The following is a 22,309-nucleotide window of genomic DNA, read 5'->3' on the forward strand; positions in this document are numbered from 1 at the left end:
TTCAAATCCCCTTCACGAAACTATCCAGCACGCGTTTTTGTCCGGCCTTGTCGAAGTCGATCGTCAGCTTGTTGCCTTCGATGGATGAGACATTGCCATTGCCGAATTTGATATGGAATACACGGTCGCCAACATCGAAATTTGATGGCGTTTCACTGACGGATTTGGCGACGAGTTCGCCATCAATCATGCGTCCTTTAACCGAGCCGCGCCCTGCGCCATGGCCGGAATCCGTCTCGCCATAGCCTATTCGCTCCACACGTGCGCCTGACCGCGAGCCCCAATTATTGCGTGTTGCGTCGGAACGGTTCTGCTGGGCTCTTTGCCAACCGGGCGTTGAGTAGCTGTTTTCAAAAGGATCGGCGCGATCAAAGCGCGACTGGCCATAGCCTCCGCGCCCGCCATATCCACCATAGCTATCGCCACCGGCGATTACTTCGACATGCGCTTCGGGGAGTTCTTCAAGGAAGCGGGAAGGGATGGTGGATTGCCACAGACCATGGATACGGCGGTTGGAAACAAACCAGATATGCAGGTTTTTCTTGGCACGGGTAAGCCCGACATAGGCAAGACGGCGTTCTTCTTCCAGCCCGGAGCGTCCACCTTCATCCAGCGCACGCTGATGCGGAAACAGACCTTCCTCCCAGCCAGGAAGAATGACCGTTTCAAACTCCAGCCCTTTTGCCGAGTGCAGCGTCATGATGTTTACAGCATCGAGATTTTCGTTCTGCTCAGCATCCATGACCAGCGCGACATGCTCAAGGAAAGAGCGCAGTGATTCATATTCTTCCATAGAGCGGATAAGCTCTTTAAGGTTTTCGAGGCGACCCGGCGCTTCGGCTGAGCGGTCTGCCTGCCACATGGCGGTATAACCGGATTCGTCGAGAATCTTTTCCGCCAGTTCCGTGTGGGGTACGGAATCAATTTGCGACTGCCAACGCCGGAAATTTTCCACCACTTCGCGTAAAGCCGAGCGCGGTTTGGGCTTCAACTCCTCAGTTTCAACAAGATCTGCGGCTGCATCAAGCATGCCGATGTCCTTGGCGCGGGCATAATCATGCACCTGCCGGATTGCAGCTTCGCCAAGACCGCGCTTGGGATTATTGATAATGCGCTCCAGCGCCAGATCGTCGGAACCCTGCGCAACAACGCGGAAATAGGCCAGCGCATCGCGTATTTCCATGCGCTCGTAAAAGCGTGGACCACCGACAACGCGGTAATTCAGACCTAGCGTGACAAAGCGGTCTTCAAACTCGCGCATCTGAAAGGAAGCGCGCACAAGAATGGCAATATCATTGAGATTGTGGCCTTTGCGCTGCGCTTGTTCGATCTCTTCGCCGACTGCCCGAGCCTCTTCCTCGGAATCCCAGCCGGCATGCACATTGACCTTGGCATCTTCCGGGTTTGGGGCATCGGTGAAAAGCGTTTTGCCAAGCCGTCCCTCATTATGGGAAATGAGATGTGATGCGGTGCCAAGAATATGCGCGGTAGAGCGATAATTGCGCTCCAACCGGATCACGACTGCGCCCGGGAAATCCTTTTCGAAGCGTAGAATATTGTCTACCTCTGCCCCGCGCCAGCCATAGATCGACTGGTCATCATCGCCGACACAGCAGACATTCTTCGAACCCTGCGCGATCAGGCGCAGCCACATATATTGCGCGGTATTGGTGTCTTGATACTCGTCGACGAGAATATAGCGGAACTTGGCGTGATATTCCTTGAGGATATCGGGATAGGCGCGGAACATCCGGATTGGATGGCATAGCAAATCGCCAAAATCGCAGGCATTCAATGTTTTCAGACGGTTCTGGTAGGCGGTGTAAAGTTCGCGGCCCTTACCATTGGCAAACGACCGGGCATCGCCTTCAGCAATTTCGGAGGGTCCGAGCCCTTTGTTCTTCCAGCCATCAATCATCAGCGCAAATTGCTTGGCGGGCCAGCGCTTGTCATCCAGCCCTTCCGCCTGAATGATCTGCTTGATCAGCCTTATGACATCATCCGTATCAAGAATGGTGAAATCGGAGCGCAACCCCACGAGTTCCGCATGGCGGCGCAATAGCTTGACGCCGATGGAGTGGAACGTGCCGAGCCATGGCATGCCTTCGACAGCACCGCCGACGAGAACGCCAATGCGCTCCTTCATCTCGCGTGCTGCTTTATTAGTGAAGGTGACGGCGAGTATCTGGCTTGGCCAAGCTTTGCCGAGCGAAAGGATATGCGCAATACGGGAAGTCAGAACCCGTGTTTTGCCAGTGCCAGCACCAGCCAGAACGAGTACAGGCCCTTCGGTGGTTTCAACCGCCAGTCGCTGTTCGGGGTTAAGTCCATTGAGATAAGGTGGTGCACTACGCGCCTGCATGGCGCGTGCAGCTATGCCCGAAGGCTGGCGGGGCGCATCAGGTTCGTCGAAAAACGGAATATCGTCAGGTAATCCAGACATTTGAACCCAATGTAGTGATTCGGTACCGAAAAACCAGAAAAATGCGATACAAAAAGAGAACAATTGCAATTAGCCCCCCACTTTCAATTGAAGTGGGCGGTTGAAATATCAAGTCAGGATATTGCGTCACTCGATTTATGAGCCTACCCATTTTGATTAATGACTCGTGACTTCAAGGTTTTGACAGCCGATGGCAACATTCGTCGCCTCATGTCAGGATCATCTGGTTTTGATTGAGATCGGAAAGGGACTTTCCTCATGGCAATCACTCTCACGGCACTCGTTTTCCTTCTCATTGGCGCGGCTCTTGGCGTCGGCGGTGTATGGCTCGCTGTCCTGGGCGGCAGTTGGTATTATATCATTGCTGCGCTTGCGTTCCTTGTGGTTGCTTTTCTGCTCTTCCGCAGGCGGTCATCCGCTCTGCTGCTTTATGCTCTGCTGGTGGTAGGAACGCTTGGCTGGGCCATTTGGGAAATCGGCTTCGACTGGTGGCAGCTTGCGCCACGCGGCGGCGTCATCATGATCCTTGGCCTGTGGCTGCTCACACCATGGATCAGGCGGGGCTTGAATTCATCTGCAAGCGGTGCTGGTTCTTCCTCCGCTGTTCCGGCTCTGTCGTTGTCCGTTGCTGTTGTTGTGGCGCTGGTTGTTGCAGGCTATTCGATGACCCAGGATCCGTTGCAAATTACGGGTGAATTAAGCAGGGAAATTGTGTCGGATACTGTCGATCTGGGCGGCAATATGCCGGAGGGCGATTGGCACCAATATGGGCGTACGCCCTATGGTCAGCGTTATTCACCGTTGAAGCAGATCACCACCGAAAACGTTGACAAGCTGCAAGTCGCCTGGACCTATCAGACTGGCGACGTCAAGTTGCCGGAGGATGTTGGCGAGACCACTTATCAGGTCACGCCGCTCAAGGTTCGCGATACACTTTTTATCTGCACGCCGCACAATTGGGCCATCGCGCTTGATGCGGCAACAGGCAAGGAAAAGTGGAAGTTTGATTCCAATTCCGGCATGAATCCCGATCGTCAGCACCAGACCTGCCGCGGTGTTTCCTATTATGCCGATCCTGCTGCCACGCCAGGCCAGCCTTGTGCCGAACGCGTCTATCTGCCGACGTCCGACGCGCGTTTGATTGCGCTTGATGCGGCCAATGGCCAGATTTGCTCGTCCTTTGCTGACAAAGGCACGCTGCATCTTGAAAAAGGCATGCCCTATAACCCCGCAGGCTATTACTATTCCACGTCGCCGCCTGTTGTGGCAGCGGGAAAGATCATAATCGGTGGCGCGGTCAATGATAATTATTCGACGAAGGAACAGTCCGGTGTCATCCGCGCTTTCGATATCAACACCGGCGAACTGGTCTGGAATTGGGATTCGGGCAATCCGGATGTGACGACACCTTTGCCGGATGGACAGACCTACACGCATAATTCTCCCAATAGCTGGTCTGTTTCCAGTGCCGATGAAAAGCTTGGTCTGATCTATGTACCTCTTGGAAATCAGACACCTGACCAGCTTGGTGCTGGTCGCTCGGCAAATGTGGAGAAATTCTCGTCCTCAATCGTTGCGCTTGATCTTAATACCGGTCAGATGCGCTGGGTGCGCCAGACTGTCCATCATGATCTTTGGGATATGGATGTTCCTGCACAACCAACGCTGGTTGATATCAATACGGTCAATGGCACAGTGCCGGGACTGGTAGGACCAACCAAGCAAGGCGATCTCTATGTTCTCGACCGCCGTACGGGTGAGCCGATCATTCCGATCAAGGAAATTCCCGCGCCGACAGGCGCTATCGAGGGTGACTTTACCTCTCCCACGCAGCCGATTTCGGACCTGACATTCTCGCCGCCACCGTTGACGGGCAAGGATATGTGGGGCGTGTCCATGTTCGACCAGCTCGTCTGCCGGATCGAATTCCTGAAATTGCGCTATGAAGGGCGCTATACCCCGCCATCATTGCAAGGATCGCTCGTCTATCCGGGTAATTTTGGCGTGTTCAACTGGGGCGGCGTCGCAGTTGACCCGGAACGGCAGATCATGTTCGGCATGCCGACATATCTTGCCTTTACCTCGCGTCTTGTGCCACGCGCCGATGTGCCTCCGCCCGGCGTTGGCACCAAGGGTAGCGAGCAGGGGCTCAACCGCAATGAGGGCGCTCCTTACGCGGTGGTGATGGGTCCATTTGTTTCACCGCTTGGCCTGCCTTGCCAGTCGCCGCCATGGGGCTATGTCGCCGGTGCCGATCTGCGCACGGGCAAGATCGCTTGGAAGCACCGCAATGGCACTGTGCGGGATTCCTCGCCAGTGCAATTGCCATTCAAGGTTGGGGTGCCGGGCATTGGCGGTCCGATCATCACAGCCGGTGGCGTTGCGTTTCTCGGAGCCGCGGTTGATGATTATCTGCGCGCCTATAACGTGACTGATGGCAAGCAGCTTTGGGAGGCTCGCCTTCCTGCCGGTGGCCAGTCAACGCCGATGACCTTCTCCTTGGATGATGGCAAGCAATATGTGGTCATTGTTGCGGGTGGCCATGGTTCGGTCGGCACAAAGCCGGGGGATTATGTCATCGCCTATACTCTGCCAAAATGAGATTGACGGTAATCCGAAGCAGGAATATTGCTGCAAGCGGCTGATACAGCCAGCCGCTCGCGGCCTTCGGGTTACGGTGAATGTATCGAATAAATAAGCTTGGCTTCATCCTTTGAAAGGTGAACTGGTCGGCAATGCGAGCACTGACTTTCCAGATTCACCGACGACGAAGGAATGATTATGCGTACTTTCAATGACGCCAAGGCTATTGCCAAATCGCTGCGCAACGCTCTGGACGAAAAGAATATCAAAATTTCTCACGGTGAGGGGCTTGAACTCGTCGCAGCCGGTTTCGGTTTCGATAGTTGGAATGTGCTTGCGGCCAAAATTGCCGATGAACCAGCCCCGAAAGAAGGTATCTCGTTCGGACCTGCCAATCCCATCCTTCGTATCTTTGATGTTTCTAAAGCCCGGGAATTCTATCTCGATTTTCTTGGCTTCACGCTCGATTGGGAGCATCGGTTTGGAGACAATTTTCCGCTTTATTGTCAGGTATCACGTTCCGATCTGACACTGCATCTTAGCGAGCATTCAGGTGATGCCAGTCCCGGCGCGCGGGTCTATGTCCGCATGACAGGCATTGAGGCTTTCCATAAGGAACTGCATTCCCAAGACTACCGTTTCATGAAACCTGGTCTTGAAGAAGCACCCTGGGGACGAGAAGTCACCGTTACTGACCCGTTCAGCAATCGGATTACCTTCTGCGAATCCTGATTCAGCGCTGCGGTAGTTTCAAGGGACTGTTGGTCTTGATTGTGCGAATGGCAAAGTTTGAGCGAATGTCCGATATGCCGGGCAGGACCAGCAGTTTTTCCGTAAGAAACCGCTCATAGGCGGAGAGATCTTCCACCACCACCTCAGCAAGAAAATCCGCGGTTCCTGAAATAAGGAACGCGCCGGTCACTTCCGGCATGGCGATCAAAGCCGCTTGCTGAAGTTCGGAGTTTGCCTTGCTGTGCTGTCCCACCTTTATTTCCACGAAGACGGTCAGTCCAAGCCCGACTTCCTTGCGATCAATATCGGCGCGGTAACCTCGAATGACGCCGGACTTTTCCAGATTTCGGATGCGCCGCAGGCAAGGAGAAGGTGACAGATTCACCTTTTCTGCAATCTCGACATTTGTGGCCCGTGCATCACCTTGCAGTGCCTCAAGAATACCAATATCGAATTTATCAAGATTTGGCATATTCTGCCTTTAACAAGGTTAAATCTTATCGAAAGTAGCTGAAATCATAGGTTAAGTGGCATCAACTTGCAAGGACATGCCAGAGGCATTCGCTCTATATTGCTCCCATGGAAACACATTCAGACTAATCTGAAAGGATATTTCAATGGTTGCGATCTCACCCGAAATCAACAAATCTGCCTCTCTGGCTCCCGGTTATGCCGGCGCTTTGGTTACGGTCTTCATCTGGGCAACGTGGATCATTGCCACCCGCCATTCCGGCGGTACGCATCTTGGTACTATCGATCTTGGGCTCATTCGTTACGGTCTTCCCGCGCTGGTGCTGGCGCCGGTCTGGCTGAAGACGGGCTTGCTGCCCCGCAATGTTCCCTTGGCGTTGCTCGCAATCATGGTTTGTGGCGCGGGCGTATTGTTCTTCCAGATCACCACCTTCGCCATTCATTCGACTCCCGCCGCCGCCGTAGGCGTGCTGCTCGGCGGTTCAATGCCCCTTGCAGCCGCACTGATCGGGGTTGTCCTGTTCGGCGAACGCCCGGATGCTGCACGCTGGCTTGGCCTTGCTGCCATTGTTGCCGGGCTTGCCATTCTGCTGACGCTAGCCATCGGCAGCCATCAGATTTCATGGGTGAGCTTTGTGTTTCTGCCATTCAGCGCATTGCTATGGGCTGGTTATACCCACGCTTTCAAGCGTTCAGGTCTGACTGCTCTGCAGGGTGGCGCTTTGATTGCTGTCTGGTCATTCATCATCCATCTGGTGCTGGCTGCTTTTTTCGGCACAACGATCATGGATGTACCGCTGTCTGAAATCGGCTTGCAGTTTTTGAGCCAGGGTGTGCTCTCCGGGCTGGCTGCTATGCTTGCCTACGGAATAGCCGTTCGCTCGCTTGGTGGCAGTCAGGCTGCCGCGTTCAGCGCGCTCACTCCGGTGCTTGCTGCTGTGGGTGGCTCCATCTTCCTTGACGAGGCGCTCGGTGTCTGGGAAATTGCGGCAGCAATTATCACGGGACTTGGTGTTGCTCTTTCTACCGGCATCCTGTCGCATCGTGTCAGGACTTGATTGGAGGAGGGCGGCTCATTTCCTCTAAAAGGATTGTAAAATGAGCGAACCAACAAAGCATCCGAATATTACCCAGGCGATGGTCGACGCGTTTGATGAGTATACTCACCTGACGCTCGACCGCCGCTCTTTCATGGACAAGCTCACAAAGCTTGCAGGTTCGGGCGCTGCTGCGGCAGTTATTGCTCCCATGCTCGCAGCAAATTCTGCTCAGGCTGCAATCATCTCACCGGAAGACAAACGGCTCTTCACCAAAGATCTCGTATTTGCAGGGCCTTCCGGCGATATCAAGGCCTATCTGGCTGTTCCTGCCGATGCGTCTGGTAAGCTTCCAGCAGTTGTCGTCATCCACGAGAATCGCGGGTTAAACGGCCATATTCGCGACGTTGCCCGGCGTATGGCCCTTGAAGGTTTTGTGGCAATGGCGCCGGATCTTCTGTCATCAGCGGGCGGGACGCCCGAGGACGAGGAAAAAGCCCGTGGCATGATAAGCGCGCTCGATTCAAAAACCGCGATTGCAGAGGGCGTCGCCTCTCTGGACTATCTTGCCAAAATCAAATCATCGAATGGCAAGGTTGGCGCTGTTGGTTTCTGCTGGGGAGGTGGCATGGTCAACGATCTTGCTGTCAATGCGCCACAGCTTGGGGCAGGCGTAGCCTATTATGGTCGTCAGCCGAAATCGGAAGACGTGGCAAAGATCAAAGCCCCCCTGCTTTTGCAATATGCGGGTCTCGATTCACGGATTAATGCCGGAATTGAGGATTACAGGAAAGCGCTTGAAGCCAATGGAAAGACCTTTGAGATTCATGTCTATGAAGGTGCGAACCATGCTTTTAACAACGACACCTCTGCTGCGCGCTACGACAAGAAGACTGCCGATCTTGCATGGAGCCGCACGGTTGAGTTTTTCAAGAAGAATTTGAGCTGAGAGCAATTCAACGCAGCTGTACGAATGGTCGACCGGACTTGCGAAACCAATCGCTTGCCGGATCGTTCTGTGCTTACTATTTGTGCGTTAATAAAACAGGATTTGATAAATGCAGTTTGTTGGACGGGTCTTCGGCCTCTTGTTTGTTTTGTTGGTGATCGCCCAACCCGGATTTGCGCAAGAAGCGGTTTTTCCAAGTGGATCAGGTATTGGCTTGGTTCCGCCAGCCGGTTTGGTACCATCTTCCAGTTTCAGCGGTTTCGAAGACCCAGCCAAGGGCACATCTATCGTCGTGACCGAACTTCCCGTTGATGCCTATGCCACAATCGCTGCGGGGTTTAATCGGGAAGGCCTACTGGCTACGGGTATAGAAACCATATCCGGGCCTGAGGAATGGTCGGTGCAGGGCGCTGTTGTTTCAAAACTGATCCGCGCCAGTCAGGTGGCAGCTGGCGTCAAATATCGCAAGTGGATTGTGCTTGTCGGTGCCGAAAGCACAACTGCAATGGTGACGGTCCAGATACCGGATGGTGCCAAAGGTGCGTTGTCGGATGCCGATGTGGAAAAAGCTCTGCGTACTTTGGTTGTTCGCGCGCCCGCAAGCTTGCCGGACCAGATTGCGTCTTTGCCCTTCAAAGTTTCAGATACGTCCGGTTTTCGCCCCGTGCGTGTTATTGCCGGAGCCACCTTGCTTTTGACCGAGGGGCCAAATGATGTTGCCATCAACTCGATGCAACCAATGGTGATTATTGCTTCAAACCTGAATACAGCGCCTGAGGCCGCCACGCGGCTGGAGTTTTCGAAAAAGGCCTTCGCATCGCTAACCGGAATCAAGGATGTCCAGTCCGATAACGAGACAAGCAGCGAGGTCGATGGCGCGGAATGGATCGAAATCGATGGAACAGCGACAGATTCCGCCAGCGGCGATGCGCTTTACGTGGCCCAGATCGCGCGGTTTGAAACCAATCGCTATGTGCGCGCCATCCTCATCGTCAATGCTACGGAAAAGAGCAAATATGCTGACCGCTTCCGGAAGCTAGCCAAGTCCATGACGATCAACTAAAATCGGCTATGGATAAAAGTTACCGACTCACCAAGGAAGAAATACGGCCACTGATACGCAATTATGGTGGTTGCATTGCGACTGACACGATAACGATTGACGGCTATCCAGTGCGTTTCATGTATCGCGAAGATCCTGATAATGATCTTGATAGTGGTTGGCGCTTCCTCTCCGGCTTTGAGAGCGACGACTATATGGAAGATCCCGAGAATAGTGGCATCTTCGACGTTAATACCATCGCAAACTATGATCCGAGTATTATTCCTCTTCTGGATTCGCCCGTTGGCAGTGTTTTTGAAAAAACTGGTGAGCAGGAACGCTTCGTTGCAGTAACCGACTGGTCACCCGGTGAAGACGATGATGATGATGATGATGATGATGATGATGACGAAGATTAAGGCGCGGAAGAACTGACGCCTGCGGCCTTTCGTGTAACGCAGAGTTACAACTAGACAAGGCCCGTGTATTGCCTAAAAATACCGTTCTGAAGAGAATCCAACAAAAGGCTGGAAACTGGAATGGCATTGGCAGACGCAGGTGCATTGCTGCGCAACGAAAACGGTATTGCAACCGTAGTATCCATCCTCAAAAAGCGCTTCGGCGATAATGCCCAAGGCGGAAAATCCATCCGCGAGCAGCACGCCCATACCACAAGCTATGTGCCTAATCAGGCACCTGATCTGGTTGTATTTGCCGAGTCTATCGAAGACGTGCAGGAGGTCGTCCGCCTCTGCGGCGAATGGCAGGTGCCTGTTATCGCATTTGGAACTGGAACTTCGCTCGAAGGCCAGGTGAATGCGCCGGCCGGTGGCATATCAATCGATCTTTCGCGGATGAACCGTATTCTCAAAGTCTATAATGACGATTTGAATGTCGTTATAGAGCCGGGCGTCACACGCAAAGAGTTGAACGAGTATCTGCGTGATACTGGTCTGTTCTTTCCTATTGATCCTGGTGCAAATGCGAGCCTTGGGGGCATGGCTGCAACCCGCGCGTCAGGGACAAACGCTGTCCGCTACGGTACGATGCGGGAAAATGTCTTGGCTCTTAAGGCCGTGATGCCGGACGGCAGGCTTATTACAACGTCGAAGCGGGTGAAAAAGACGTCTGCCGGTTACGATCTGACGAGGCTTTTGATTGGTTCTGAGGGAACGCTTGGTATTATCGTTGAGCTGACGTTGAAATTATACGGCATCCCACAGGCCATTTCGGGCGGCATTTGCGCTTTTCCTGATCTGGAAAGCGCCTGCAATACGGTTATTGAGACGATCCAGATGGGCATTCCCGTTGCACGCATCGAGCTTGTCAATGAGCTCGAAATGACGGCAATGATTGCCTACTCCAAGCTGGATTATGATCCTGCGCCTTATCTGTTCCTAGAGTTTCACGGCAGCGAGACGAGTGTGGCGGAGCAGGCGGAGTTGTTTGGAGAGATTGCAGCTGCCAATGGCGGCGGCGAATTCAAGTGGACTGCCAATGTTGAGGAGCGGGAAAAACTTTGGGCCGCCCGGCATAATTCCTACTTTGCCTGCATGACATTGGCGCCCGGCAAGCAATCGCTGTCCACTGATGTCTGTGTGCCAATTTCTCGTCTGGCCGAATGCATCGTCGAAACCGAAAAGGATATTGAGAAGAGCGGCTTGATTGCACCTATCGTCGGTCACGCCGGTGATGGCAATTTCCATGTTCTTGTGCTTTTCGATGAGAAGAATCCCGCTGAAATCGAAAATGTGGAGGCATTTGTGGAGCGCCTCAATCTTCGTGCTATCGCGATGGATGGAACGTGCACCGGCGAACATGGGATCGGGCAGGGGAAGATAAAATTTCTTCGCGCTGAACTCGGCGGTGCCGTTGATGTCATGGAAACGATCAAGCGGGCTATCGATCCGGGGAATATCATGAATCCCGGCAAGATCTTACGCCTTTAGGTTCGCATTTTGATTCCGGGTGTTAAAGCATGGTGTAAGCATTGCAAATCGCGCATAGAAACGGTCATGTCTCGGCACTGCCATAAAGTCGTTTCTATGGTGATTGGCGCGAACCTATCGGAGTAAGACACTGGCACGTTTGTTTGTTTTCATCGGCGGATTGTTGGTACTGCTGCTGACCGCAGCGCTGGTTGTGCCATATTTCGTCGACTGGGCCGGCTATCGCTCTTCGTTCGAACGTGAAGCATCCACATTGCTTGGCCGTCCCGTGACTGTTGCCGGAAGCGCGAGTGCGCGGCTTTTGCCGTTCCCATCCGTTACCTTTTCGGATGTTCGTGTCGGTGACCCGGGCGTTGAACCGGTAATGACCATCGAGAAATTCTCCATGGATGCGGAGCTTGCTCCCTTTCTGCGCGGTGAGATTCTCATATTTGACATGCGGCTGGAAAAACCGGCTGCGACAGTGCGGATAAGTGAAGGGGGCGTAGTCGATTGGGCAATCCGGCCGCGCACTCCTTTCCAGAAAACGCAGGTCAAGCTGGAGAATTTGCGGATCAACAGTGGTTCGCTGATCATTCGCGATGCTTCGACGGGGACAACGCGCTCAATCTCCGATTTGAATGCCACCATGTCTGCTGACGATCTTTCCGGGCCATGGAAATTCGACGGGAACTTGTTCTTCAACGGCAAAAAAATCTCCGTTTCCTCTTCGACCGGCGCATTGAAACCGGACGGATCGTTGCAAATGCACGCGCGTGTCATTCCGGACAATATTCCGGCTGCGATGGAAACGGACGGCCAGATAACGCTCGATCAGGGTGCGTTGAAATATGCCGGCCGCATCGACATTCGTTCTCGCGACGAAGTCGCTGATAAATCAGGAGAAAAAGCAAGATCGGCAGACAAGCCGCTGCTCTCCAGTCTTCGCCTGTCCGGACAATTTGAAGCCGATCATGCCAGGATAACCATACCGGAGTTTCATATGGAGCAGGGGCCGGTGGCGGACCCCTATGTGGTCAATGGCAACGCCCATTTTGACTATGGCGATAATCCGCGATTTGAGGTGAAAGCCGATGGTCAGCAAGTAACATTCGGCAATCAGGAGGCAGAGCAGGCAAACGCCAAAGCAAACCCTGAAACCGCGGCTCAGCGCCTTGGTATATTCCGGCGTTTGATGGATCAGCTTCCTGTGCCGACCATGCCCGGAAGAATAGATTTGAAACTGCCTGCTATCGTTGCCGGCGATACGACAATTCGTTCGGTAACGATTGATGCAGCACCCGCAGCCGGTAATTGGGTAATAAATCAGCTCAAGGCGGAATTGCCAGGACGTACGCAATTTGAAGCAAAAGGCGTCTTGCAGGTTGGCGATAATTTCGGCTTCGATGGCAAATTGCTTGTCGCATCGCGCCAACCTTCCGGACTTGCCGTCTGGCTGACAAACACAGTGGACGATTCCATTCGCCGTATTCGCGGTGCCGGTTTCTCCGGCGATGTGAGCCTGCATGATGAATTGCAGAAGGTCGATAATCTTGAGCTTGCGCTCGGCGGTGCCTCGTTGAAGGGAACGCTGGTTCGTAGCGCCAAGGGCGATTCACTGCCGCTGACGCAATTGAAACTGGAAGGCGGGGCGCTCGATGCAGATGCGCTGGAGGCTTTCGCCGCATTGTTCAGCAGCAATGCATCAAATGGCAGTTCCGCAATATTAAACGGGCAGGACCTTGATGTTGACCTGAAAGCAGGACCGGTCGCCCATGGCGGATTTGTCGCTGAAACGGTGGATACGGCGTTCCGTCTGCGCGAAGGTGTGTTCGATATTGATCGCCTGATTATTGGCAGTGTCGCTGGCACCACGATCACCGCCACCGGCAAGCTGGAGCCCTTCAAGACGGAGCCATCAGGGTCGGTTGACGCAACATTGCTGTCGGATGACATGGCGCCCTTTGTCGATGCGCTTGCACAGCGTTTCCCGGACTTCCCGTTTCTCGTTGCCATGAAGGAGCGATCATCACGCTTCCCAGGTCTCTTCGAGGATACGCAGATGAGTGTCCTCGCCAATACGCTGCATGGAAAGTCTGGAACAAATGAGTTTTCGTTGAGTGCCGCGGGAAAGTCGGGTGGGATGAACATCACTCTTTCCGGCACAAGCATCATGAATGAGGAGCAATTGCGCACACTCGAACTGACCATGAATGCGCGTACCGATCATGCCGAAGGGCTGATGGCCTTTATTGGCTTGCCAGCATTGCCGCTTGGTCTTGCCGGAGAGTTGGAAGCCGATATCGCCCTTAAAGGAAACCAGAATGCCGGATTTCAGACGCAGCTCGCTTTGAAAGCGCCGGACGGTCGCGCATTACTGGATGGTAGTTTCCGCTATGCGGATGGTAGCCTGAACGGGGAGGGACGGGCATCGCTCAAGAGCAGCGATATCGATGCCTATCTCGCAACGGCAGGCTATTCGGTGCCAGGCTTCGGGAACGGCACGCCGATTGATGCAGCCAGCAGCTTTTCCCTTAACAAAGGCAAACTCATGCTGCCCGATCTGAGCGGGCAGGTGAACGACACAAAAATTGGAGGGCACATCGGCTTCGTGCTCGACAATGGCGTGCCAAATGCGCAAGGCGATCTCACGCTCGCTCAGATTAATCTTGATGCCGTCACGCAATTTGTTCTTGGCACAGGCAGTACGGATGGCGATGGCAAGTCGCAGTGGCCGCAACAACCATTTCTTGCCAGCCCACTTTTCCCGATGGGCTTTGACCTCAAATTGCGCGCAGAAACTGCCGATACGGGGATTGTAGGCGAGATAGGCAATTTTCAAACCAGTGCTACGCTGAAAGACGGTGCTTTGCGCCTTGATGATGTCAAGGGTGACCTTTTCGGCGGCAAATTGGCTGGCATGTTCGAGCTTCGCAATACAAGCGGTACCGGCTTGGCGACGGGCCAGTTCACGCTTGATCAAGCGGGTATTGATGAACTCTATCAGCCGGAAACGGGTATTGCTGCTGTTCAAGGCAAGGCAAAAATTTCGGCGTCCGTCAATGCAACGGGCACGTCGATGGCAGAATTGGTCAAATCCATCGCTGGCTCTGGGGTCGTGGCGGTAAGCGATCTTACGATCAACGCGCTTAATCCGGCAGCGTTGGTGCCGATTTTGGCAGATGTCGACGCCATGGAAGGGCCTGTTACAACCGCCACCATCGATGCGATCATTGGTAAATATCTGAATGCCGGAGCGTTGAAGGCAACTGCCTCTGAAATTCCCTATACGATTGCTGGAGGAGTGGCGCGCACATCGACATTCCAGTTAAACAATGGGGATGCCCGGCTTTTTGCTGATTTGCGGATAAATTTCCCGGAAATGATGGTGGCTTCCCAAGGCAAACTGACATTTGAGCCCGGAAAGACCGTTGTCGTCGGTGCTGACCCCGTAGTCGAGTTTACGCTGGATGGCCCATGGCATGGCCCTGCGGTCACCTTTAATCGCCAACCGCTTGAGCAGTTCCTGACCCAGCGCGCGCTGGAGCGCGAGCAGCAGCGGGTGGAAACACTGCAGGCATCGCTGGTGGAAAAGCAGCGTTTGCGCCGCGAGACGCAATTGTTTCAGGCGCTTGCGGAAGAGCGGGTGAGGGTCGCGCGCCTCAAGGTTGAGCAGGAAGCGCGCGAGGCGGCGGAAAGAAAAGCGGCCGAGGAAGCAGCGCGCAAAGCTCTTGAGAACCCACCAGCCGCCCCTCCGCCAGCGCAGCCGCAAGGCGCCATTGACCGGCAGTCGCTCGATGAGTTTTTGCAAACCATCGAGCCGAATGCCGTTCCGCAGTGATCTTTACTCGCCCCTAAAAGCCGCTTCCAGCTTGCTGATGTCGAGCTTGTGCATTTGCAGGAGTGCTCCCAAAAGGCGGTCAACCTTTGTCTGGTCCTTGTCTTGCATCATTTGACCAAGCACCGAAGGCACGATCTGCCATGACAGGCCAAACTTGTCCTTTACCCAGCCGCATGGGCCGATTTCACCGCCATTTGCAGTCAACTTCTCGGTGAGCTCATCTATTTCAGCCTGGGATCCGCAATCGATTATAAGAGAGATGGCCTCGTTGAATTTGAATTCCGGACCGCCATTCAGCGCCAGATATTCCTGACCGGCGATTTCAAATCGAGCGGTCAGCAAAGACCCTTCCGGTCCCATGCCGCCTTTGCCCCAATAGCTCTTTTCCAGAATCTTTCCATTTTCAAAGATGGAAAAATAGAACTCCATCGCTTCTTCGGCATTGCCTTCGAACCACAAGCATGGAGTAATTTTTTGTTTGATTGGCATGTCATTCCCTTTCATTGCGATTTGAACTGCCTGAAAGACGAAGGAAGACTGACCAATCCTACATGATGCCGGAATTATTTTTGCGTAGACATGCCGCCACTTTGCACCCAAGCCAATACGTATAATCGCAATGCGGATGAAAGGCTGGAGTCGCGATCCCGATCGTTGTCGACCTGTGCGATAAGTGCCGCCAGCGTCATTTGGCGGGTTTGTGCAATGGAGGTGATAATTTCATAAAAGGGATCTTCGAGCGAAAAGCTGGTGCGGTGCCCGTGAATTGTCACCGAGCGCTTCTGGACAAGACTCACTTGTCGTCCAAGGGCTTTTCCAGCCGGCTATCGTCCAAAAACCGCTCTGCTTTAGCGGTTAATGCAGTTTCGAACTTCTTCTCAGTCTTGGTGCGCCCGAACAAGATGCGGTTCTGAGCCGCAACCTGTTCTCCAGCATCTTTGGCTTTGCGTTTCCTGACCTGCCGCAGGTTGACGATCTCGGCCATGGAGGTCGTTATTTCTTCTTGCGGAAGGAGTCGAGCGATACCACCGAAGCAGAAGCTTTCTCGCCATTATCGTCTGAGCTTGCATCGGCTGCCGCTTCCGACTTTCCGGATGGCTTGGCCGGTTTCTTGGCGGATTTTGCCGGAGGCTTTGGCTTGGCGCTGGTCGAAGCGAGCTTGGGACCGTCAGCAATGTCGGTTGGCGCTATGCTGGTGATACCTTGGTCATTGTCGCCAACGGTTTCTTCAACCTCCACATCGAACTCCAGCTCGAAGTTTACAGAAGGGTCATAGAAACCGCGAATCGCGGAGAATGGCACGACGAGTTTCTCCGGCACATCGCCAAACGATAGGCCGACTTCAAGATGGGCGTCTGTGACCTGCATGTCCCAGAATTGATGTTGAAGGACAATCGTCATCTGTTCCGGATATTTTTCGTGAAGCCGCGTCGAAATACGCACGCCGGGTGCGCCGGTCAAAAAGGTGACGAAAAAATGGTGGTTGCCCGGCAGGCCTGCTTTGGCAACTTCGCCTAGCACTTTACGGATAACGCCGCGAAGCGCTTCCTGGGCAAGTATATCGTAACGGATCATATCTTGTGGCATGCACTCTTATCCCATGGATTCCCCCCTGCCTGTCAAGCGGAGATAGAAATCGTATCCGACCATTATGGCGCATCGCTAATGCATTTGCGACCGATTGTCAGCAATGGGTGCAAATATATCCAGCAAACAGGATATCGATGTCTGTGAAGCGCATTATCAAGAGTATTTGCGGCAAATTTTACAGCGGCTTGGCGTCAGACAACCAAGGACCACAATAAATGAGCAAATTGTACTTTGCTGGTAGACGCTTTCGCAATTCAAATGTGGAAGTCAGCTGACAGCCATCAGGACAGGAGCCGGTTGGCTGCTGGTTTCCTGTACGCGCGGACCATAGGCTCGCAAGAAAGTTTCAACGGCATTTTTGGCAGCGGTCTGCAGTTCTTCTTCTGTCGGTTTGCCACCAAACAGATAAATCATTTGGAGATCGGCATTCACCAGCGCCAGAAATTGGCGGGCGGCAAGGTCAAAATCATCGATTCGCAATGCACCCTTGTGGGCGAGCTTTGCAAACAGCGCGCCAAGCGTCGTGCTTATTTTGCATGGACCGTGCTGGCGCCATCCTTCGAACAAATGCGGATATCTCTCGCCCTCGGACTGGACAAGCCTGCGTAGGAACTTTCCGTCATCGTTGCACAGGCAATTTTTTGTCAGCCTTATGGCGAAATCGGCCAAATCTTGTTGCAGATGATCGGGCTTGTCGGGAAAGGTCGAAAGTGTAGAGAAAAGCATGGCGTTTGCCCGCTCCATAACATCTTCGATCACTGCGACAAACAGCGTTTCTTTTTCGCGGTAGTGGTTATATATTGTCTGGCGCGAGACGCATGCTTCAATCGCAATTTCATCAATACTGGCTCCGGAAAAGCCTTCCCGGCAAAAAACATTTGCTGCGGCATCCAGAATAGATACACGTTTTGAACATTGACCGCGTTGTGTGGGACCGGTGTCTTTGCGTGCAGTTGATGGTCGGCTTAAAGCCATCGCGTGATTTTTCATAGGCCCAAGATAATGCGTCTTGACGTATTAGACAATAGTGTCTAATTTTACACCTGTGTCCAAATATATTGACGCAGTATTTCCCATGAGCGCCATGCTCCTCCCAAGCAGACGCCTTCATGTTTAGCGCAGTGCCCAAAACCGGATTTCTGGCTGTCCGGGGGTAGCTGCGAAGAAATTTCGGATAGGGCAGGGTGTTTCATCAAATTGAGACGGCCCTGCTCTATCAAGACCGTTCAATTCGTAAATGCAACGCGCTCCTGTGCCGCGATTGCTTGAAAGAGCATCACCATGAAGTCCTCCTTCCTACGCTATGCAATCATCCTTGGATTGCTGTCGGCCATCGGTCCTTTTGCGATCGATATGTATTTGCCTGCGCTTCCATTCATCGGTGCCGATCTGGCGGCGGGTGAAAATGCCGTGCAAATGAGTCTTTTGGCCTTTTTCCTGTCCTTTGCCCTCTTCCAGATCGTCTATGGTCCGCTCTCGGATATGTGGGGTCGCAAGCTACCTCTCTATATGGGGATCGGTCTGTTTACGGTAGCCAGCATTGGCTGCGCCCTGGCAACAAATATTGAGACGCTGGTCGCATTCCGCTTCCTGCAGGGAATTGGCGGTGCAGCAGGTATGGTCATTCCACGCGCTGTTGTACGTGACATGCATACTGGCGTTCAGGCCGCTCGCCTTATGTCGCTGCTGATGCTGGTGTTCAGCATTTCTCCTATTCTAGCGCCGTTGACAGGCAGTGCGGTTATTCACTTTTTTGGATGGCGCGGCGTATTCTGGGCCGTAATGATTGCCGCCCTTATCGGTCTGTTTTTGCTGTCAACACAGCTTGAAGAAACCCGGCCAAAGGAAGCGCGTGCGGAAAGTAGCTTGCGTAGTGCGCTCACTGCTTACGGAATTCTGCTGCGTGATCGCAACTTTATGGTCTTGTCGATGATTGGCGGTTTTGGCATTGCGAGCTTCCTCGTCTATCTTGCCAACTCGCCTTTCGTCTTGATTGACCACTACGGCCTGACACCAACGCAATATAGTATTGCTTTCTCGATCAACGCGGTTTCGTTTTTCACCGTGTCGCAATTGACCGGTTGGCTTGGCAGCCGCTTTGGTCTGGTGCGTGTCATGCGTATGGCAGTTACGGGCTTTGGCATAACATTGGCCGCCATGGTTGTTGTCATGGGCGCCGGCTTTGATCAATTGCCGGTTCTGGCTGCATTCCTCTTTGTCGGCTATGGCTTCCTCGGCCTTGTTATCCCGACAACCGGTGTTCTTGCATTGGAAGAGCACGGAGAAATTGCCGGTTCCGCGTCGGCTCTGTTGGGTACTTTGCAGTTCGTGATATCGATCATCGCCATGATTGTTGCGGCGCTTTTCTTCACAGGCAAGCCACTGCCGATGGCCGCCGGTATTGCCATGTGCGCCGTGATAGCTTTCGCCGTCACACAACTGACGATCGGCCGCCGTCCTGTTGAAGTCGGTGCTGCTGCCGAGTAATTCTGAGTTTCAGATCTGCAAAAAGGCCCGGATGCAAATCCGGGCCTTTTTCATGATAGGTGCTCAAGGATAAAGTCGGTCCGGTGACTGGCTGGCAATCGAGGCACTTCGATCAGGTCATAGCCAAAATGCCCATAGGCTTTCACCATGGCATGATAGGTCCGGACAGCCTCCGCAAATGTTTGTTTGCGTTCCCTATCTTGCTCAAAGATCTCTTCCCAAGGGGACAGTATGAAAGCCAGCGGGTTATACCGGTATTGTTCGGCAGCGTTTTGAACATGTGCGGGCACCGCAAGCTGCGATAGTTGCAGATATCCTGCGATGTCCGGGATGCCGCGATCGAAAAAGATCATCCCATCCACTTCTTGTGCAATCTCGTAAGATCGCAGTTCCCAACAAAGCATCAGTTCGGAGAAAAGGGCAGGGTCTTTCCAAGGAAGCGCTGGTCCTTCAATGCTTGTTTGCTGCTGGATAATCGCTCGCCCAGCTTCGACCGAGGCGGCGTGACCGCGTTGTTTCAGCTCTTCAATGAGAGTTGTTTTTCCTGAGCCCGGGCCGCCTGTGAGGACGACAAACCTTTCATTTAGAATGTGCATGGATAGCTCCTGCTGACGCGCGCTCACGGCTATCAGCTTCATAGATTTACGAACAGCAGAGGCGGACCGCCGCTAGCTTTAAGGGAATTTGGGGGGAGGGTTTTGGCGCTTGATCAGCGAACCATGTGAATGATTTAACCAACTATATCGAAGAAACTCAAGCGAATTTCATTGTCCGGAGGATTTTTTATAGCTCGCATCAGTTAGCTGGATGGGTTTGGCCCCATTTGCTGGCACGCCGCTGCAAATGGGCTGCGCGAGAATTTCAGCCAGTACAGAACGCTCATTATTGGCGGCCCTGTTGAAATAGTGCCGGACATGCTCTGCCGCGAAAGCTGAGCCCACAATCACGGTGATGGACGCGATGGCATAGGCAAGGAGGCGCAGCCGCCGGGCGAGAATGTTTTTCAAACTCGCCCGGGTTGCGGTTGCCATTGCGATGCACAGTGCAATTAGTGTGCAGCACATGGTGCAAAGTCAGCTAGGTGTCGAACAAGCGCATGCAGCGCCTTGCTCGTGGATTGGCGCCGGCGGATTGCTGGTCAGGCCATTGGTGTTTTTCAGCCGCGCCCAATCGCCAAGATTGAAATGCGGACCATTTTCATTGCGGCCCTTTGGCATGATGTCGAAATAGGCGTAGACACCAAGGAATTGCTCATCACCGCGGCCAAATGCTGAATAGGTATGATAGATCTGGCCGTCTTCATCCTTGTAGAACACGCTGCCGCCCGACAAATCGTCGATCCCCGGGTCGCCATATTCATAATTGTAGAATGCCGTGCCTTTCTCTCTTTCCTCCGCAGTAAATGACACGTCAAAATCATAGTTGAAGTCGTTATTGAAAGACGACACCCATGGAAAGTTCCAGCCCATGGATTTACGGGCAGCTTCGATTTCAGCAATTGGCGCCCGCGCAATGGCGACATAAGACACGTCATTATTTGCCAGATGCCGTAAAATGCCTTCCACGTGATCCACAACGAGGCCGCAACCGAAACATGGTTTTTCCTGACCGGGTGCCAACATGAAATGCTTGATGAAAAGCTGGCTGTGTCCGTTGAACAAATCAGAGAGCGTTACCTTTCCTGAAGGGCTATCAAAGACATAATCCTTTTCGATTTTTACCCAAGGCAGCGCGCGTTTTTCCGCACTCATGCGCTCTTGCGCTTTGGTAAAGGCTTTTTCTTTTTCGAGCAGTGCAGTGCGCGCTTCGAGCCATTGTTCTCGTGATACGATCTGGTGTTGCATGATCATCTCCTGTTGCTGTTGCTTCGTCGCTGCTGATTTCAGGCGAGCAGTTCTTCCAGCCTGTCGAAGGCGCTGTTCCAACCCTGCCGGTGGCCTTCACAATTTTCCACTGTGTCGAACTCGGACTGTTGAAACTGCATTTTGGTCTTGCCGGCCAAGTCTTCGAAATCGATTTTGACAAGCGTTTCCCTGCCTGCTTTTCCGTCTTCCTGATCCCATGCAAATGTGAAGACGAGCCGTTCGTCTGGTACGACCTCATGATAGATTCCGCCGTGCCAAAGTTCCTCGCCATTTGCCGCCGAGTCCAGGCATGCCCGCCATTTGCCACCGGGGCGAACATCCGCTTCCACGAAACTTGCGGGATAGTCCCGGGGCCCAAGCCATTGCAGCATTCGTTTCGGGTCGATGAACGCCTTGAAAACTACGGAACGTGGGGCATTGAAAACCCGATTGATAGTCAGGACGCGCCCGGCAACAGTGTTTGCTATTTCGGCACTATTGTTCTGAATCATTTTTCTTGTCCTCCACCTGTAGCTCTTCCAGATATTCTTCCAACCGGTCGAAGCTGTTTTCCCAGAAGCGTTTATAATGTTCGATCCAGGTCTCGACTTCCTTCAGCGGTGCAGCATTGAGGCTGCATGGCCGCCACTGCGCTTCCCGGCCACGAATGACCAGGCCTGCGCGTTCCAAAACCTTCAGATGTTTTGAAATAGCGGGGCCTGACATTTCGAAAGGTTCTGCCAGTTCCGTTACCGAAGTTGTTCCGAGTGAAAGCCGCGCAAGAATCGCCCGGCGGGTAGGGTCGGCCAGCGCAGAAAAAATATTGTCGAGGCGGTCTGTTTGCATTGCTGTAGAACCATTCGGTTATTTAACTTAATGGTTATATACGCCTGACAAACGCGATCGTCAAGCAGGACTTTGCAGGCGCAAAGGCAGCAGGAGGTCACAACGCAGAAATGCGAAGGAGTGTTTTAAAGATTTTGAAGGAGAGGAAGTGGAGGTTTCTGTTGCCAGGTACCTCCGAACCCCGCCTAGAAGTGCGAACCCCTAGGACTTGATTTGAAGCTATAGCACTGCATTAAGCAGCGATACGTGCTTCCGCATAGTTGTCGTTTGCAACTACTGAGTTAGCCCGATAACGGTGGTACAATGCCGGGCAAAAGTTCGATCTTTACACCCTTGTCGATCCTATTTCGCCCCCGCCACAAGGCAGCGTTGTTCTGCTGCATTGTGGTGGAGGCGCCGGGTACCGCCCCCGGGTCCAATGGGCTTATTTCATCGTCCGTTTATCACCATAGCTGGCCGAAGCCAGCGGAACGTATATAGGTGTGCCGCATAATTAAATCAACGCGCAAATCATTG

At 53.3% G+C, this 22,309-nt stretch carries 21 protein-coding genes and 1 other RNA gene; 9 read left to right on the forward strand and 13 right to left on the reverse strand.

What is annotated here, in order from left to right:
* Position 1 precedes the first annotated feature (1 nt).
* Complete coding sequence (locus tag V9K92_RS17515) at positions 2 to 2,443, reverse strand: ATP-dependent helicase (protein ID WP_115053246.1); 2,442 nt, start codon at positions 2,441 to 2,443, stop codon at positions 2 to 4.
* Positions 2,444 to 2,701: 258 nt separating this feature from the next.
* On the opposite strand from V9K92_RS17515, the gene V9K92_RS17520 reads away from it, so the two are divergent.
* Together V9K92_RS17520 and V9K92_RS17525 are read left to right on the forward strand one after the other, a co-directional pair.
* Positions 2,702 to 5,044 carry a glucose/quinate/shikimate family membrane-bound PQQ-dependent dehydrogenase gene (locus tag V9K92_RS17520; RefSeq protein WP_337354526.1) on the forward strand — a complete coding sequence of 781 codons (2,343 nt, stop codon included), beginning with the start codon at positions 2,702 to 2,704 and terminating at the stop codon, positions 5,042 to 5,044.
* 180 nt (positions 5,045 to 5,224) lie between these two features.
* A complete protein-coding gene (locus V9K92_RS17525) occupies positions 5,225 to 5,758 on the forward strand; it encodes a glyoxalase superfamily protein (protein WP_115052575.1) in 534 nt (177 codons plus the stop codon).
* Position 5,759: 1 nt separating this feature from the next.
* Here the strand turns inward: V9K92_RS17525 and V9K92_RS17530 are convergent, their stop codons facing one another.
* A complete protein-coding gene (locus V9K92_RS17530; protein ID WP_115052576.1) occupies positions 5,760 to 6,230 on the reverse strand; it encodes an Lrp/AsnC family transcriptional regulator in 471 nt (156 codons plus the stop codon).
* A gap of 145 nt (positions 6,231 to 6,375) precedes the next feature.
* Here V9K92_RS17530 and V9K92_RS17535 point away from each other — a divergent pair, with 145 nt between their 5' ends.
* From V9K92_RS17535 to V9K92_RS17560, 6 genes are all read left to right on the forward strand, one after another.
* On the forward strand, positions 6,376 to 7,287 hold the full coding sequence (locus V9K92_RS17535) for a DMT family transporter (RefSeq protein WP_337354527.1): 912 nt from the start codon (positions 6,376 to 6,378) through the stop codon (positions 7,285 to 7,287).
* A gap of 40 nt (positions 7,288 to 7,327) precedes the next feature.
* Positions 7,328 to 8,215, forward strand: coding sequence for a dienelactone hydrolase family protein (locus V9K92_RS17540; protein WP_336439798.1), 888 nt, complete (start codon positions 7,328 to 7,330; stop codon positions 8,213 to 8,215).
* Between the two features lie 109 nt (positions 8,216 to 8,324).
* Positions 8,325 to 9,278, forward strand: coding sequence for a hypothetical protein (locus V9K92_RS17545; protein WP_337354528.1), 954 nt, complete (start codon positions 8,325 to 8,327; stop codon positions 9,276 to 9,278).
* A gap of 8 nt (positions 9,279 to 9,286) precedes the next feature.
* Entirely contained in the window at positions 9,287 to 9,676 is a 390-nt protein-coding gene (locus V9K92_RS17550; RefSeq protein ID WP_337354529.1) for a DUF2185 domain-containing protein, read from the forward strand.
* Positions 9,677 to 9,796: 120 nt separating this feature from the next.
* Positions 9,797 to 11,206, forward strand: a complete 1,410-nt coding sequence (locus V9K92_RS17555) for an FAD-binding oxidoreductase (RefSeq protein WP_115052581.1) — start codon at positions 9,797 to 9,799, stop codon at positions 11,204 to 11,206.
* A gap of 103 nt (positions 11,207 to 11,309) precedes the next feature.
* Positions 11,310 to 15,026 carry an AsmA family protein gene (locus tag V9K92_RS17560; RefSeq protein ID WP_337354530.1) on the forward strand — a complete coding sequence of 1,239 codons (3,717 nt, stop codon included), beginning with the start codon at positions 11,310 to 11,312 and terminating at the stop codon, positions 15,024 to 15,026.
* A gap of 3 nt (positions 15,027 to 15,029) precedes the next feature.
* Here the strand turns inward: V9K92_RS17560 and V9K92_RS17565 are convergent, their stop codons facing one another.
* From V9K92_RS17565 to V9K92_RS17585, 5 genes are all read right to left on the reverse strand, one after another.
* Entirely contained in the window at positions 15,030 to 15,515 is a 486-nt protein-coding gene (locus V9K92_RS17565) for a VOC family protein (RefSeq protein ID WP_115053247.1), read from the reverse strand.
* Between the two features lie 74 nt (positions 15,516 to 15,589).
* Positions 15,590 to 15,823: a ribbon-helix-helix domain-containing protein gene (locus V9K92_RS17570; protein ID WP_336439800.1), complete on the reverse strand. Its 234-nt coding sequence runs from the start codon at positions 15,821 to 15,823 to the stop codon at positions 15,590 to 15,592.
* The gene (locus V9K92_RS17575; RefSeq protein ID WP_336439801.1) at positions 15,820 to 16,011 is read right to left on the reverse strand and encodes a DUF4169 family protein; all 192 of its coding nucleotides are present in this window, start codon (positions 16,009 to 16,011) and stop codon (positions 15,820 to 15,822) included. The genes V9K92_RS17570 and V9K92_RS17575 overlap by 4 nt, the downstream gene beginning before the upstream one ends.
* An 8-nt stretch (positions 16,012 to 16,019) precedes the next feature.
* A complete protein-coding gene (locus V9K92_RS17580; RefSeq protein WP_337354531.1) occupies positions 16,020 to 16,613 on the reverse strand; it encodes an SspB family protein in 594 nt (197 codons plus the stop codon).
* 270 nt (positions 16,614 to 16,883) lie between these two features.
* Complete coding sequence (locus V9K92_RS17585) at positions 16,884 to 17,591, reverse strand: TetR/AcrR family transcriptional regulator (protein ID WP_307279091.1); 708 nt, start codon at positions 17,589 to 17,591, stop codon at positions 16,884 to 16,886.
* A gap of 306 nt (positions 17,592 to 17,897) precedes the next feature.
* On the opposite strand from V9K92_RS17585, the gene V9K92_RS17590 reads away from it, so the two are divergent.
* Entirely contained in the window at positions 17,898 to 19,103 is a 1,206-nt protein-coding gene (locus tag V9K92_RS17590) for a multidrug effflux MFS transporter (protein WP_337354532.1), read from the forward strand.
* A 50-nt stretch (positions 19,104 to 19,153) separates the two neighbouring features.
* Here V9K92_RS17590 and V9K92_RS17595 read toward each other — a convergent pair whose 3' ends face one another.
* The 6 genes from V9K92_RS17595 to ssrA form a co-directional block, all read right to left on the reverse strand.
* Positions 19,154 to 19,699, reverse strand: a complete 546-nt coding sequence (locus V9K92_RS17595) for an AAA family ATPase (RefSeq protein ID WP_337354533.1) — start codon at positions 19,697 to 19,699, stop codon at positions 19,154 to 19,156.
* A 168-nt stretch (positions 19,700 to 19,867) separates the two neighbouring features.
* A complete protein-coding gene (locus V9K92_RS17600; protein ID WP_307279082.1) occupies positions 19,868 to 20,134 on the reverse strand; it encodes a hypothetical protein in 267 nt (88 codons plus the stop codon).
* 42 nt (positions 20,135 to 20,176) lie between these two features.
* Positions 20,177 to 20,947: a DUF899 domain-containing protein gene (locus tag V9K92_RS17605; protein ID WP_337354534.1), complete on the reverse strand. Its 771-nt coding sequence runs from the start codon at positions 20,945 to 20,947 to the stop codon at positions 20,177 to 20,179.
* Positions 20,948 to 20,985: 38 nt separating this feature from the next.
* Complete coding sequence (locus V9K92_RS17610) at positions 20,986 to 21,459, reverse strand: SRPBCC family protein (protein WP_337354535.1); 474 nt, start codon at positions 21,457 to 21,459, stop codon at positions 20,986 to 20,988.
* On the reverse strand, positions 21,443 to 21,793 hold the full coding sequence (locus tag V9K92_RS17615) for an ArsR/SmtB family transcription factor (RefSeq protein WP_115052591.1): 351 nt from the start codon (positions 21,791 to 21,793) through the stop codon (positions 21,443 to 21,445). The genes V9K92_RS17610 and V9K92_RS17615 overlap by 17 nt, the downstream gene beginning before the upstream one ends.
* A gap of 147 nt (positions 21,794 to 21,940) precedes the next feature.
* Positions 21,941 to 22,299, reverse strand: a transfer-messenger RNA (tmRNA) gene (ssrA, locus tag V9K92_RS17620).
* Positions 22,300 to 22,309: the final 10 nt, after the last annotated feature.

Origin of the sequence: Phyllobacterium sp. CCNWLW109 (assembly GCF_037203905.1) — a bacterium.
GTDB classification, from domain to species: domain Bacteria; phylum Pseudomonadota; class Alphaproteobacteria; order Rhizobiales; family Rhizobiaceae; genus Phyllobacterium; species Phyllobacterium ifriqiyense.